Genomic DNA, 13,277 nt, shown 5'->3' with positions numbered 1-13,277 from the left:
CCCTTCCCGGCGGCACCTCGGTGAGCTCTGCCGCCCGTTTGTTCGGATGGGGCCTCCGGGGAGCCATCCGCTCCGGATAGGCTGGGCGAATGACGCGAGCCGATCAGCCAACGGCCCAGAGCCCCACCTCTGACCCCGGTGCATCCGCCGCAGATGCCCAGCAGGGATACGGCACGGATGCCCTTGCCCTGGATTCGCGGGAGCGCGCCGTACGGTCGCTCCTGCGCGTACCCGCACTGCGGAGACTGTGGGGAGCGCAGCTCGTCGGAGGAATCGGCGACGCCCTCGCACTGCTGGTGCTGGTTCTGCTGGCACTGCAGGCAGCGATCACGGAGGCCGCGTTCGGCGGGGGCTACCGCGGAGCCGCGTTCGCCGTCGCCGCCGTGTTCGGCGCCCGTGTCCTCGCCACGCTCCTCTTCGGAGCCGTACTGCTCGGTCCGCTCACCGCACTCACCGCACCCAGTGGTCCCCTGGACCGCCGCTGGACGATGATCGGCTCCGACGCCATTCGTGTCGCGCTGCTCGTCATCGCTCCGCTGTGGATCGACTGGACACGCGGAAGCGCGCTGGCATACGTGCTGGCCACCGCCTTCGTCGTCGGTGTGGCCGAGCGGTTCTGGACGGTCGCCCGCGAGAGCGCCGCTCCCGCTCTGCTTCCGTCGCCGCCGCTGGAGGGCGCCGCGGTACGCCCGCTTCCGGATCACCAGGACGCCCTGCGGAGGCTCTCCCTCCGCACCTCGTTCGCCGTGATCCCCGCGGGGGCCGCCGTCCTGCTCGTGGCAACGCTGGTCGGCGATCTGCTCGGTTTCGGCATCGAGTGGTTCTCGCTGCACCAGGCGGCACTCGGCTCGTACGTCGCGGCCGGGCTGTTCGCCGGGTCGTCGTCCGTCCTGTCCGCCATCGAGCTTCCCGACGCCCAGACTCCGCGTCCCCGTTCCCCGCTGGAGGGCCTGCGCCGCCCGTCCACAGGAAGCGGTCTCGACAAGGGACGTACGGGCGCGGTGCCACTGCTCGTCCTGGGCTGCGCATCGGTTTCCGCGGCCATCGCCTCCGCCGCGGCCGTGGCCGTGCTGCACACCCGTGACCTCGGGGGCGGCCCGGTCGCCTTCGCGCTGCTCGTGCTCGCGCTGACCGGCGGTACGGGGCTCGGCATCCGCGCGGCCAAGTCCGTACTGCCCGGCTTCTCCCGCCGCAGGCTCCTCGCCATCGCGATCGCCGTGACCGGGGTCGCGCTGCTGGCGCTCGGGCTCGTACCGGACACGGCGACGGTGGTGTTCATCGGGATCCTGGCCGGTGGCGCGGCCGGAGTGGCCGCGCACACGGGCCATGCGCTGATCGATCTGGAGACCGAGGAGTACCGGCGGCCGCGGATCACCGAGCATCTCCACGCCGTCGTCCGCGTCTCGATCGCGCTGGGCGCGGTCGCCGCCCCGCTGCTCGCCGCGGCCATCGGCCCGCACCGCCTCGCCAACGGCGACTTCGTCTTCGCGCACGGCGGCGCCGCCTTCACCCTGATGCTGGTCGGTGCGCTGCTGCTGCCGGTCGCCGCGATCGTCCTCGCCAAGACGGACGACCGGTCCGGCGTGCCGCTGCGCCGAGATCTGGCCGACGCGCTCCGCCGCGGCGCCGACCCGGCGCAGGCGCCCTCCACCACCGGCTTCTTCATCGCCATCGAGGGTGGCGACGGGGCAGGCAAGTCCACCCAGGTCAAGGCGCTCGCGGACTGGATCAGGGCCAAGGGGCACGAGGTGGTCGTCACCCGAGAACCGGGCGCGACACCGGTGGGCAAGCGGCTCCGCTCGATCCTGCTCGACGTGTCGTCGGCCGGTCTGTCGAACCGCGCGGAGGCCCTGCTGTACGCCGCCGACCGCGCAGAGCACGTCGACACGGTCGTCCGCCCGGCGCTCGAGCGCGGCGCGATCGTCATCTCCGACCGGTACATCGATTCGTCGGTCGCCTATCAGGGCGCGGGGCGTGATCTCTCGCCGATCGAGATCGCCCGTATCTCTCGATGGGCGACGGACGGGCTCGTTCCGCATCTCACGGTGCTGCTCGACGTCTCCCCGGAGACCGCACGCGAGCGCTTCACGGAGGCGCCGGACCGGCTGGAGTCCGAGCCGGCCGAGTTCCACCAGCGGGTACGCGCAGGATTCCTGACGCTGGCGGCGGGGGACCCCGGCCGCTACCTCGTGGTGGACGCCGGCCAGGAGCCCGAGGCCGTGACCACGGTCGTACGGCACCGGCTCGACCAGCTGCTGCCGCTCTCCGAGGCCGAGGTGAAGGCACGGGAGGAGGCGCGGCGGGCGGCCGAGGAGGAGGCCCGCAGGAAGGCCGAGGAAGAGGCCGCGCGGAAGGCGGAGGAGGAGCGCCTGGCGCGTGAGCGCGAGGAGCAGCTGGCCAAGCTGCGTGCCGAGGAGGAGGAGCGCAAGCGCCGCGAGCTGGAAGAGGCCCGGCAGCGCGAGGCCGAACGGCAGGCGGAGGAGGCCCGGCAGCGGGCCGAGGAGGCACGGCGTCTGGCCGAGGAGGAGCGCCGTCGGCGCGAGGCCGAGGAGAAGACCCTCCGGGAGGAAACGGAACGCCGTCGTCGGCAGGCCGAGGAAGAGACCAGGCTCCGCACGGAGGCGGAGGAGCGGCGTCGCGAGAAGCAGCGCAAGGCGGAGGAGGCCCTGCTGCGTGCCGAGGAGGCGCGCAGGGCGGCGGAGGCCGCTGCTGCCGCGTCGGCCGCCGCCTCGTCGGCAGCGTCGGCCGCCCGGACGACGGTGCCCACCCCGGTGGTGGGCGCGAACGAGGTCACGCAGACGGTGGAGACGCCTCGCCCGCGCCTCGACATGACGAAGCGGGACGACGAGACGGCCGTCCTGCCGCAGGTTCCTGACGCGGCCACAGGGGCGGCGGCCGATGAGACGGCGGTGCTCCCGCCGGTGCGTGACAGCGGGACTGCGGCGGCTGATGAGACGGCGGTCCTCCCGCCGGTGCGTGACAGCGGGACTGCGGCGGCTGATGAGACGGCGGTCCTGCCGCCGGTGCGTGACAGCGGGGCCGCGGCGGCTGATGAGACGGCGGTGCTCCCGCCGGTGCGTGACAGCGGGGCCGCGGCTGCCGATGAGACTGCCGTGCTCCCGCCGGTACGGGGCACCGATCCGGCGGACCGGGTGCCCCCGGGCATCTTCCGGGACGAGCAGTCCGCGGGAGCGGGCGACCGCACCCGCGAACTGCCGCAGGTCGACGAGGAAGGGCGGCCGCGCCGCCGGTCCGACTGGGCGGAGGCGACTCCGCTGGACGATCTCCCGACCTTGGCGGACGAGCTGCTGGGCCCGCACGACGACGAGGACCCCCGGGGCGGCGGCGGGCGGGGCAGCCGCTAGCCGTATTGATCATGAGCGTCCGCAACGCTCATGATCAATGCACCTGGCCGTGCCGCCCACAGGGCTTTTTCCACAGGGGGCGGGGGCTGTCGGACCCCTGCCCCACAATGGGAACCCGGTGCAACACCTCGTACGACGTCGGAGGGCGGTGACGGCTGCATGGCCGTATGGGACGACCTGGTGGGGCAGGAGCGTGTCCAGGAGCAGCTCGCCGCCGCGGCCCGGGACGCCGACGAGCTGGTCACGGCGCAGTCAGCGGGCGAGCAGCCGCCGGACGCCTCCAAGATGACGCACGCGTGGCTGTTCACGGGTCCGCCCGGCTCCGGCTGCGCCACCGCGGCGCGTGCCTTCGCCGCCGCTCTGCAGTGCGTCGGTCCGGACCGGGCGCTGGGCGGCGCTCCGGGCTGCGGATTCTGCGACGGCTGCCACACCAGCCTGGTCGGTACGCATGCGGACGTCGAGGTGGTCCGCACCGACGTGCTGTCCATCGGCGTGAAGGAGACCCGCGACCTCGTCCGTCGAGCCCAGCTTTCGCCGGCTGTCGGCCGCTGGCAGGTCATCGTCCTGGAGGACGCCGACCGTCTCACAGAGGGCGCGGGCAATGTGCTGCTGAAGGCCGTCGAGGAGCCCGCCCCGCGCACGGTCTGGCTGCTGTGCGCGCCCTCGCTGGAGGACGTCCTGCCCACGATCCGCTCCCGCTGCCGCCACCTCACGCTCCGTACCCCGCCCGTCAGCGCCGTCGCGGACATCCTGATCAGGCGGGACGGCATCGAGCCCGAGGCGGCGACGGCCGCCGCCCGTGCGACCCAGGGTCATATCGGTCGCGCCCGCCGGCTCGCCACGGACGAGCGCGCCCGCGCCCGCCGGGCCACCGTCCTCAAGCTCCCGCTGCGCGTAGAGGACGTCGGTGGCTGCCTCAAGGCCGCGCAGGAGCTGGTCGACGCGGCGGCGGAGGACAGCAAGCAGGTCTCCGAGGAGATCGACGTCAAGGAGACAGAGGACCTCAAGGCCGCCCTCGGTGCGGTGGCGGGCGGCCGGATGCCGCGCGGCACGGCAGGGGCGATGAAGGAACTGGAGGACCGGCAGAAGCGCCGCAAGACCCGCACCCAGCGCGACAGCCTCGATCTCGCGCTCACCGACCTGACCGGCTTCTACCGCGATGTGCTCGCGCTGCAGCTGGGCTCCGGGGTGGCCCTCGCGAACGAGGACGTACGGGACGCGCTCGACCGGGTCGCGCGGAGTTCGAGCCCGGAGCGGAGCCTGCGCCGGATACAAGCGGTCCTGGCCTGCCGCGAGGCCCTGGACGCGAATGTGGCACCGCTGCTGGCGGTGGAGGCGATGACGATGGCGCTCCGCGCGGGTTGACACCGGCGGGGCTGAATCACCCAAACGTGCTTGAAGGGGTATGAACCCCCTTCGTACGGCTAGGCTCCCAGAATGGACATCAGGCAACGCCTCCGGATCTCCGTCATCGCGTTCGCCGCGGGGGCGGGGATGCTTCTCACGGGCTGCAGCAGCGACATTCTGCCCTCGGAGGCGTCCGAGGGGTCCGGGCCTCCGGCCGCGGCCGCGGCGGCCGACCTCAAGCCGTACTACAACCAGCGGCTGAGCTGGCGGGAATGTGGTGTCCCCAAGTTCGAGTGCGCCACGCTCAAGGCACCGCTGGACTACGCGAAGCCGGACGGGCCGTCGATCAAGCTGGCAGTGGCGCGGGTCAAGGCCACAGGCCCGGGCAAGCGGATCGGCTCGCTTCTGGTGAACCCGGGAGGGCCGGGCGGTTCGGCCGTCGGCTATCTGCAGGGATACGCGGGCATCGGCTATCCCGCCCCGGTCCGGGCGCGGTACGACATGGTGGCGATCGATCCGCGCGGCGTGGCCCGCAGCGTGCCCGTCAAGTGCCTCGACGACAAGCAGATGGACGCGTACACGCAGACCGACCAGACCCCCGACAACCAGGCCGAGATCACCGATCTGAGGAAGTCGTACCAGGGCTTCGCGGCAGGCTGCGAGAAGCGGTCCGCAGCCGTCCTGCCTCATGTGTCGACCGTCGAGGCGGCCCGTGACATGGACATCCTGCGCACCGTGCTGGGCGACAAGAAGCTCTCGTACGTCGGAGCCTCTTACGGCACGTTCCTGGGCGCGACCTACGCCGAGCTCTTCCCGGACCGCGTCGGCCGGCTCGTCCTGGACGGGGCCATGGACCCCTCGCTCCCCGCCCGCCAGATGAACCGCGACCAGACGGCGGGCTTCGAGACCGCCTTCAAGTCCTTCGCCGGTGACTGTGTGCAGCACGCCAACTGCCCGCTCGGCACCAAGTCCGCGTCGGACGCGGCGGCCCGGCTGAAGGCCTTCTTCACCAAGGTCGACGCCGACCCGGTCCGCACCGGTGAGAGCCGCAAGCTCACCGAGTCGCTGGCCACGACCGGCGTGATCGCCGCGATGTACGACGAGGCCGCCTGGCCGCAGCTGCGTACCGCCCTGACCCAGGCGATGGACGGTGACGGCGACGGGCTGCTGGCCCTGGCCGACTCCTACTACGAGCGGGAGCCCGACGGGGCGTACGCGAACCTGATGTACGCCAACGCCGCCGTGAACTGCCTCGACGCGCCGCCCGCCTTCAAGAACCCCGAAGAGGTCTCCTCCGCGGTCGCCGACTTCGAGAAGGCCTCCCCGGTCTTCGGCAAGGGCTTCGCCTGGGCGTCCCTGAACTGCGCGTACTGGCCCACCGCGGCCACCGGGTCCCCCCACCGCATCGAGGCCAAGGGAGCCGCCCCGATCCTGGTCGTCGGCACGACCCGTGACCCGGCGACCCCGTACAAGTGGGCCCAGGCCCTCGCGGGCCAGCTCTCCTCCGGCACGCTGCTCACCTACGACGGCGACGGCCACACCGCGTACGGCCGCGGCAGCGACTGCATCGACACGGCCATCAACACCTACCTCCTGGAGGGCACGCCCCCGTCGGCGAACAAGCGCTGCCGGTGATCACCGGCCCGGTCAGGGGCACTCCGAACAACCCTGTAGACTTAGCGCCGCTGCTGATGCGAACCTGCTCCTGCCGGGACGGGTATATCGGCAGCTTGCCGCCTTAGCTCAGTTGGCCAGAGCAACGCACTCGTAATGCGTAGGTCTCGGGTTCGAATCCCGAAGGCGGCTCCACTTGAACCCCAGCCCAGCAACCCGCTGAGCTGGGGTTTTTGGTTCAGCGATGGGCGACGTGTTCATGCCGCGCCCGGACCCACCCCTCAGAGCGGGCCAAATGTCGCCATACGCCGCATGGCGTCCTTCGAGAGAGTCGCCCGGCCCTTGACGCAGCGCTGTGGCTGGCTGATCTGCGTGTGCCGAAGGATCTCCATGACGGTCGGCATGTCGACGCCCGAATCGTTCAGGATCGAGCCGGCGGTATGGCGGCTCCCGTCGTAGAGGCGGCGGTCACTGATCTCGGATTCCTCCAGGAGCTCCTTGAACTCCTGCCGGTCGGCGCGAGGGTCGAGCGGCCGGCCGCCCTGACGCGTGAAGAGTGCATCGTGCTCCTGCCACAGTTCTGCCGTCGCATCACGCGCCGCTTCCTTTGCTTCCCCGTGCGCTTCGAGGTGTGGGATGAACGGGGGCGGGATGGGGACCGGTTGCGGCTCTTCTTCGTCTTGGGCCGCGTGAAGACCAGTCCACCGCGTCTTGCGGGTCGGGCATGCGCCGGCATGCCGGCGCAGTTGCTCGGACCGGCGTTCTCCCAGCAGCGGGCCCGGCAGCCTGGGGCCCTCAGGTGTGCGATGGCCGGTGGTGACAGGATGCAGGTATGGCGGTGGAACACAGCGTCTCTGCGGAACTCGGCGCCCGCGATTCCGGGTCCTGGCTGACTGAGGCCGGCATTCCCGGCGATCTGTTGGTGGCGAAGGCGCTGGTGTACGACCCGAGCGGCTTCACATGCTCACGCCCGGTGCCTGAAGCAGAGAGTGCTGAGTACGGGGCATGCGAGTTCACGCTGGACGGCTTCTCGGTCAGGTTTCGCGTGGCCAAGACGACTCCGACGAAAGTCGGTCAGTTCGTCACGGTGTGGAAGAGGTCCCCGAGCGGGCCGATCCAGCCCTTCGACGCCGAGGATTCCGTTGATCTGTTCGTCATCAGCACTCGCGAGGGCCACCGGTTCGGACAGTTCGTGTTCCCGTGCGACGTGCTCTGCGAACGGGACATCGTGTCAAGGGACGGTTCCGGCGGGAAGCGGGGATTCCGCGTCTATCCGCCGTGGGTGACGACCACCAGCAGGCAGGCCCGCAACACACAGACGTGGCAGGTGAACCACTTTCTGCATCTGCCTGAGCGCGAGCCCGTCGACACTGCCCGGACCCGCGCCCTGTATCGGCCCGGTGGCCGCCTCTGACCACATCTGTGGTCAGTAGCTGGACGACGAAGCCCCCGCCATGAGGCCAGACGAAGTCGCCGGCCTTGGCGGGCTCTTCGGCTCGTGCGCGGGTGTCGGTGAGGTGGTCGGTGCCGGTCTCGATGACGGTGCCGTTGAAGGTGAGTCGGTCGGCGATGGCCGCGCAGAGGCGGGAGTCGGTGAGCCCGCGCGCTCAGTTGAGGTCTCAAAGGGTGCTCGCTCTGCTGCTGTCCCCCGACGTCCGGCCCCACGGGCCGCCACCTCGGTGCGCGCCCCTGGCTCGCCTCGTGGATTGCCACGCCATCGGTGGCACTCGGTGTGAACCGTAGAGGGCAGGAAGTTCGCCGCCCACGGCTGGGGTGTCCGGGGTGAGGCCGGCTGAGTCGAGGCGGACGTTACGCATCCCCAGCGCCTCCAGCCGCTCGGCGAGCAGCTTGCCGTACCGGCCGGCCGCCCAGAGCGTGATGGGTGCGCTCGTTGCGCGGGCCTGAGCCTCGTCGGCGTCGGGATCCGTGGCTCGCGCGATCCGGCCGGCGCCCTGCCCGAGCGGCCCGACGGCGCCGGCGTGTGTTGCGTCCTCGAACAACTCCCGCGGATATCAGGCGGGTTCGGCCGCATATCACGGACCGAGCCACCGCCACAAGAGGGGAATTCCACTGCCCTTCAGGCCGTTGACGGCATATCACCGGGGTTGATTGCATGAGCACGTCCTTGAAAGTTATCTCTTTCGTTCGAGGGGGACATCATGAAGTACTGCTGGTAAGCCCAAGCGGCATTCCTGGGGCCGGCTCGAAACGAGCCGGCCCCCCTGCCGGTTCCGGCGAGTGGAGAACGGCGCGAAAGGATGGCGTGGCATGCTGGAATATGATCCGTTGTCTCCTGAACTGATAGAAGATCCGTACCCGTTCTACGCGAAGCTCCGTGACGAGCAGTCGGTCTTCTGGCATGAAAAGCTCGATTCCTGGGTGTTCACGCGGTACAAGGAATGCTCCGAGATCCTCCGTGACTCGGAGAGGTTCGCCAGCGACTGGCGCCGCGCGGGGTACGAGATGCCGGAGATGGACCATCCGAGCCTGCAGGTTCTGGATCCGCCCGATCATGCGCCGGTCCGGCATCTCTTCATGAACTCCCTGCACCACCAGGACCTGGACCGCATCGGCGAGCTCGTCGCCTCGGAGTCCGCCGACCTCTTCCGGCAGCGCGCCGAGGCCCCGTCCTTCGACCTCGTGGCGGATGTCGCCCGTCCGGTCACCCTGCGCGCCGTCACCCGTGTCCTGGGAGTGGACACACCGGAAACCGATTCTTTCGTGAAGCTCGCCGACGCCGTGGAGCGAGGCATGGACGCCGGTCTCGTTCCCGAGGCCCGGCAGCCCGCCATCGAGGCCCGCCGGGCGATCGACAACCTCATGGAGTCATGGGTCGTCGACGCCTCCGGGCCCGGCATGCTCGGCCACGCGCTACGGGGACGCAAGGAACTGGACATCCCGGAAGGGACGATCTGGAGCACGGCCCGTGTGCTGTTCCTGGCCGGATTCAGTACGACCGTCTCCGCCGCCGCGAACGCCGTGCTTGCTCTGCTGCGGCAGCCGGAACTCTTCGCGCGCCTACGCGCCGACCGCCTGCTGCTCGACACCGCCGTCGACGAACTCATCAGGTACGACAGCCCGATCCAGGGGACGAGCAGAGCCTGCGTCGAGGACATCACCTTCGGCGGCGTGCGAATAGCCCGCGGTCAGTCCGTCATGGTCCTCATCGGCTCCGCCAACCGTGATCCGGAGCGCTTCTCCACTCCGGACGCGCTCGTCCTCGACCGCAAGCCCAACCAGCATCTCGCCTTCGGGCGCGGGCCCCATGCGTGCACGGGAACACTGCTTGCGAAAGTGGTGCTGAGGGGGCTGCTCAGCAGCCTCCTGGACCTTTCCGCCGCGCCTCGAGCGGCCGGCCCGGCCCATCGGGAACTCCGGGCGACCCTGCGGTACCCGGAACGGCTTCCCATCACGCTGCGAGCGACCCCCGAAGGGCAGAGCCATGAGTGAACTCGAGCCCTGGCCGCAGGCCCCCATCCTGGCTTCGCTGCCGGCGACGGCCCGGCTCACACCCCGCTTCGAAACGGACGGGCTGCTGGCCGACCTGCAGGCGCTGCGTTCCACCGAATGGCTGCCGCCGCAGATCATCAGCGGCGACGGACTACGGCCCGGCGTCAAGGTGGACTGGCGCAAACTCCCGCTGCGCAGCATCGGCGGAGACCCCGAGCGCAGTGATCCCGGCGGGCCTTCGCTCGAGGAGTTCGCCGATACGCCGTGGCTCGGGAAGGCCCCGAACTTCACACGGCTGCTGCGCCGCATTCCCGCGCCGCTGCGCTGCGTGAGGCTTCAGTCGCTGGGCCCCGGAGCGGCGAGCCCTCTGCACAACGACACCAAGTACGGCCTGCCCTGGGGAATCGTCCGACTGCACGTTCCGCTGATCACGACTCCCGGTGCCACGCTCACCATCGAGCAGGACGTGCACTGCTGGCAGCCCGGCGAATTCTGGTACGCCGACTTCACCCGGCCGCATCTGGTGAGCAATTCCGACGACGTCACCCGTGTTCATCTCGTCATCGACTGCGAACCCACGCCGGAACTTCTCGAGTTGTTCCCCGCGGAATTCAGGACGCGCGAGGTCCTGGACCACACGCTGCTTTCGCTGCCGGTAATTCCGGTGTCGTCGGCCGATCTGGAGTCGTACCGCTGCGCCTTCAGGCTGCCTGATTCCTTCGCCGAATTCGACGAGGCCGAAGGCGTCTTTCTGGACTCTCCGCGCAGCCGGACGGCGACAGTCGGCGGGAGTGACGGACAGCTGGTGCTCTCTCTCGACGGTGAGCCTGCTTTCAAGCTGCTGCACCTGGGCGCCGGGGAGTTCCGTTTCGCAGGCTGGACGACGGAGCGCACGATTCAGTTCACGAGGGATGCGTACGGCAAGCCGAGCGTGACGTTGCGTTCGCGCGTGGGCGACCGGACGCACGCCCTGACCCTGACGGCGGGCCCGGCCGGCCCGGCGGAGCACCCTTGATGGCCGCAGGGCTCGCCGAACCGCGCGGCCTCCTGCGTCACCGGGACTTCATGCTGCTGTTCGGTGCCGAATCGGTCAGCGTGGCCGGTTCGCAGATAGGCATGGTGGCGCTGCCTCTCGTGGCCATCCTGACGATGCATGCCGGAGCGCTGGAAACCGGTCTGCTGACGGCCGCGCAGACCTCCGCCTTCGTGCTGATCGGCCTGCCCGCGGGAGTGTGGGTGGACCGGCTGCGCCGCCGTACGGTCATGATCACCGCCGACCTGGCGCGAGCGGCCCTGCTGTTCTCGATCCCGTTGGCCTTCTGGCTCGGCGGCCTCACTCTCACCCAGCTCTACGTCGTGGCCCTCGGAGCGAGCATCGGGACCGTGTTCTTCGAGGTGGCGAGTCAGAGCTATCTGCCCACACTGGTCGACCGCGATCAACTGGTGGACGGCAACGGCAAGCTGGAGACCAGCAGGGCCGGCGCGCAGGTCGTCGGTCCCAGCGTCGGCGGTTGGCTGGTCGGCCTGGTCACGGCTCCGGTCGCGATCGTGGCCGACGCGTTCAGCTTTCTGGCCTCCGCGGCCGTACTGAGCCGGATCCGCGTCGGTGAGCCGCAGCGTGCACGAAAGGACAGCCCCGGGCTGATACGGGAGATCCGCGAGGGGCTGCGCCATGTCTTCGCCGAGCGCATTCTCCGGATGATCGCGCTCCGTTCGGCCCTCGCCAATCTGTCGTACTCGGCCGTGCTGGCGGTGCAGGCCCTCTTCCTCGTCAGCGAGGTCGGCCTGTCGCCCATGGCGTACGGAGCCTCGCTGGCCGCGGGTGCCGTCGGCGGCCTGTGCGGGGGCATGCTCGTCAAACCCCTGGTCAAGCGGCTCGGTTCGGCCCGGATCATCTGGCTCGGGCCCGTGCTCTTCCAGCCGTTCGCGCTGCTGATCCCGTTCACCGGCCAGGGAGCCAAGGCCGGGTTCTTCATCGTCGGTTCCTTCCTCACCTCGATCGGCGTGGTCGTCTACAACGTCAGCCAGATCAGCTTCCGCCAGGCGACCACGGCGTCCGAGATGCAGGGCCGGATGAACGCGACCATGCGCTTCCTGGTGTGGGGCGCGATGCCTGTCGGTGCCCTGGCGGCGGGTCTGGTGGGGGAGATGTACGGAGTGCGAGCAGCCCTGTGGCTCGGCGTGTCGGGACTCGTGCTCTCCACCTTGCCGCTGCTCTTCTCGCCGCTGGTCCGCATGCACGACCTACCCGACAGCGCCTCATGACCCATGCACGCAGGAGCCCCGACATGGCCGACGACCAGGACCAGAAGCAGTACCCGGACTTTCCCGTGCCCCGGCGGTGTCCCTACGCGCCACCGCCGGAGTACGAGTCCCTGCGCGCCCAGGCACCCCTGGTGCGCGCGCGGTTCCGGCACGGCCGTCCCGTCTGGCTGGTGACCCGGTACGCCGAGGCGCAGCAGATCCTCACGGATCCACGGATGAGCACGGACCCCACCAGACCCGGGCACCCGTTCGCGGCCGTCGCAGGCTCGCCCCGCGGCCGGCTCCCAGGTGACTTCATCGACATGGACCCGCCGGAGCACGACCGGTACCGCCGCATGCTGGCCGGGGAGTTCAGCATGCGCCGGAGCAGGGAGATGCGGCCCGGTATCCGCGCCGCGGTCGACCAGGTCCTGGACGCCATGGGGGAACACGGGGAAGGTGACCTCGTCGAATCCTTCGGCCTGCCCGTCGCGACGCTGGTGATCTGTCAGCTGCTCGGTGTCCCCTACGAGGACCGGGAGCACTTCCAGGAGCAGACGCGCCGGATGAGCAAGGGCTTCACCCATCCCGAGGAGGCCGAGGCGGCGGTCGGGGAGATCCGGCGCTATGTGTCGGAATTGGTTTCCAGGGCCGAACGCGATCCGGGCGACAACCTCTTCGGCAGGCTCGTCAGGAACCGGCAGACGACCGGTGACCTGACGCACGAGGAACTGACCGGGATCGCTTTCCTGCTGCTGGTGTCCGGCCACCAGACCACGGCCAACATGCTGCCGCTGGCCGCCTTCACGCTGATGAGCAACCCGGATCAGCTCGCGTCGCTGCGTGCCGACCCGGCGCTGTGGCCCGCGGCCGTCGAGGAACTGCTGCGCTACCACTCGATCGTGGACTGGGTCGCCTTCGACCGCGTCGCGACCGAGGACATCGTCATCGGCGACACCACCCTGCGGGCAGGGGACGGCGTCTTCGTCCTGGGTGCCTCCGCCAACCATGACGAGCGGGTCTTCGAGCGGCCCGGCACCTTTGACATCCACCGGCAGCGGCGCGGTCATCTGGCGTTCGGCCACGGAGTCCACCAGTGCCTGGGCCACAACCTCGCCCGGGCCGAACTGGAGATCGCGCTCCAGGCGCTCTTCGAGCGGTTCCCGGGCCTGCGGATCCCCGTGGACCCGGAGGAGCTGCCGTTCCGCTACGAGGAGCGGACCTTCGGCCTGTACCGGCTGCCCGTCACCTGGTGAC

Annotated in this window: 8 protein-coding genes, 1 tRNA gene and 2 pseudogenes; 9 read left to right on the top strand and 2 right to left on the bottom strand. The window is 70.2% G+C overall.

From position 1 onward, the window contains the following. Positions 1-89 precede the first annotated feature (89 nt). The 4 genes from tmk (at position 90) to ACFU5O_RS22130 (ending at position 6,521) form a co-directional block, all read left to right on the top strand. A complete protein-coding gene (tmk, locus tag ACFU5O_RS22145) occupies positions 90-3,365 on the top strand; it encodes a dTMP kinase (RefSeq protein ID WP_384243050.1) in 3,276 nt (1,091 codons plus the stop codon). A gap of 159 nt (positions 3,366-3,524) precedes the next feature. Further along, entirely contained in the window at positions 3,525-4,730 is a 1,206-nt protein-coding gene (locus ACFU5O_RS22140; RefSeq protein WP_384243048.1) for a DNA polymerase III subunit delta', read from the top strand. A gap of 72 nt (positions 4,731-4,802) precedes the next feature. Next, entirely contained in the window at positions 4,803-6,347 is a 1,545-nt protein-coding gene (locus tag ACFU5O_RS22135; RefSeq protein ID WP_384243046.1) for an alpha/beta hydrolase, read from the top strand. A gap of 97 nt (positions 6,348-6,444) precedes the next feature. Beyond that, positions 6,445-6,521 (top strand) — tRNA-Thr (locus ACFU5O_RS22130). 107 nt (positions 6,522-6,628) lie between these two features. On the opposite strand, the pseudogene ACFU5O_RS22125 reads toward ACFU5O_RS22130, so the two are convergent. Further along, positions 6,629-7,066: pseudogene (locus ACFU5O_RS22125) on the bottom strand (tyrosine-type recombinase/integrase); the annotation flags it as partial. A gap of 92 nt (positions 7,067-7,158) precedes the next feature. On the opposite strand from ACFU5O_RS22125, the gene ACFU5O_RS22120 reads away from it, so the two are divergent. Continuing rightward, positions 7,159-7,740, top strand: a complete 582-nt coding sequence (locus ACFU5O_RS22120) for a MepB family protein (protein WP_384243043.1) — start codon at positions 7,159-7,161, stop codon at positions 7,738-7,740. 61 nt (positions 7,741-7,801) lie between these two features. On the opposite strand, the pseudogene ACFU5O_RS22115 reads toward ACFU5O_RS22120, so the two are convergent. After that, a pseudogene (locus ACFU5O_RS22115) lies at positions 7,802-7,921 on the bottom strand (AAA family ATPase); the annotation flags it as partial. 673 nt (positions 7,922-8,594) lie between these two features. On the opposite strand from ACFU5O_RS22115, the gene ACFU5O_RS22110 reads away from it, so the two are divergent. From ACFU5O_RS22110 to ACFU5O_RS22095, 4 genes are read left to right on the top strand one after another with little or no spacing between them, the layout of a single operon-like run. After that, complete coding sequence (locus ACFU5O_RS22110; protein WP_384243042.1) at positions 8,595-9,776, top strand: cytochrome P450; 1,182 nt, start codon at positions 8,595-8,597, stop codon at positions 9,774-9,776. Further along, a complete protein-coding gene (locus ACFU5O_RS22105) occupies positions 9,769-10,791 on the top strand; it encodes an aspartyl/asparaginyl beta-hydroxylase domain-containing protein (protein WP_384243039.1) in 1,023 nt (340 codons plus the stop codon). Before ACFU5O_RS22110 ends, ACFU5O_RS22105 begins: the two co-directional genes overlap by 8 nt. Beyond that, entirely contained in the window at positions 10,791-12,041 is a 1,251-nt protein-coding gene (locus tag ACFU5O_RS22100) for an MFS transporter (RefSeq protein WP_384243036.1), read from the top strand. Before ACFU5O_RS22105 ends, ACFU5O_RS22100 begins: the two co-directional genes overlap by 1 nt. A 23-nt stretch (positions 12,042-12,064) precedes the next feature. Then, positions 12,065-13,276 (top strand): cytochrome P450, encoded by a 1,212-nt coding sequence (locus tag ACFU5O_RS22095; RefSeq protein WP_384243033.1) that lies wholly within the window; start codon positions 12,065-12,067, stop codon positions 13,274-13,276. Position 13,277: the final 1 nt, after the last annotated feature.

Source organism: Streptomyces sp. NPDC057445 (assembly GCF_042802855.1).
Taxonomy (GTDB): domain Bacteria; phylum Actinomycetota; class Actinomycetes; order Streptomycetales; family Streptomycetaceae; genus Streptomyces.
Note: the sequence above shows the minus strand (reverse complement) of the source record. Positions and strands in the feature narration are given on the sequence as shown.

Coding starts and splice junctions, on each gene's coding strand:
- ACFU5O_RS22100 (WP_384243036.1), top strand. CDS start 10,791: ATGGCCGCAGGGCTCGCCGAACCGCGCGGCCTCCTGCGTCACCGGGAC.
- ACFU5O_RS22095 (WP_384243033.1), top strand. CDS start 12,065: ATGGCCGACGACCAGGACCAGAAGCAGTACCCGGACTTTCCCGTGCCC.
- ACFU5O_RS22135 (WP_384243046.1), top strand. CDS start 4,803: ATGGACATCAGGCAACGCCTCCGGATCTCCGTCATCGCGTTCGCCGCG.
- tmk (WP_384243050.1), top strand. CDS start 90: ATGACGCGAGCCGATCAGCCAACGGCCCAGAGCCCCACCTCTGACCCC.
- ACFU5O_RS22105 (WP_384243039.1), top strand. CDS start 9,769: ATGAGTGAACTCGAGCCCTGGCCGCAGGCCCCCATCCTGGCTTCGCTG.
- ACFU5O_RS22140 (WP_384243048.1), top strand. CDS start 3,525: ATGGCCGTATGGGACGACCTGGTGGGGCAGGAGCGTGTCCAGGAGCAG.
- ACFU5O_RS22120 (WP_384243043.1), top strand. CDS start 7,159: ATGGCGGTGGAACACAGCGTCTCTGCGGAACTCGGCGCCCGCGATTCC.
- ACFU5O_RS22110 (WP_384243042.1), top strand. CDS start 8,595: ATGCTGGAATATGATCCGTTGTCTCCTGAACTGATAGAAGATCCGTAC.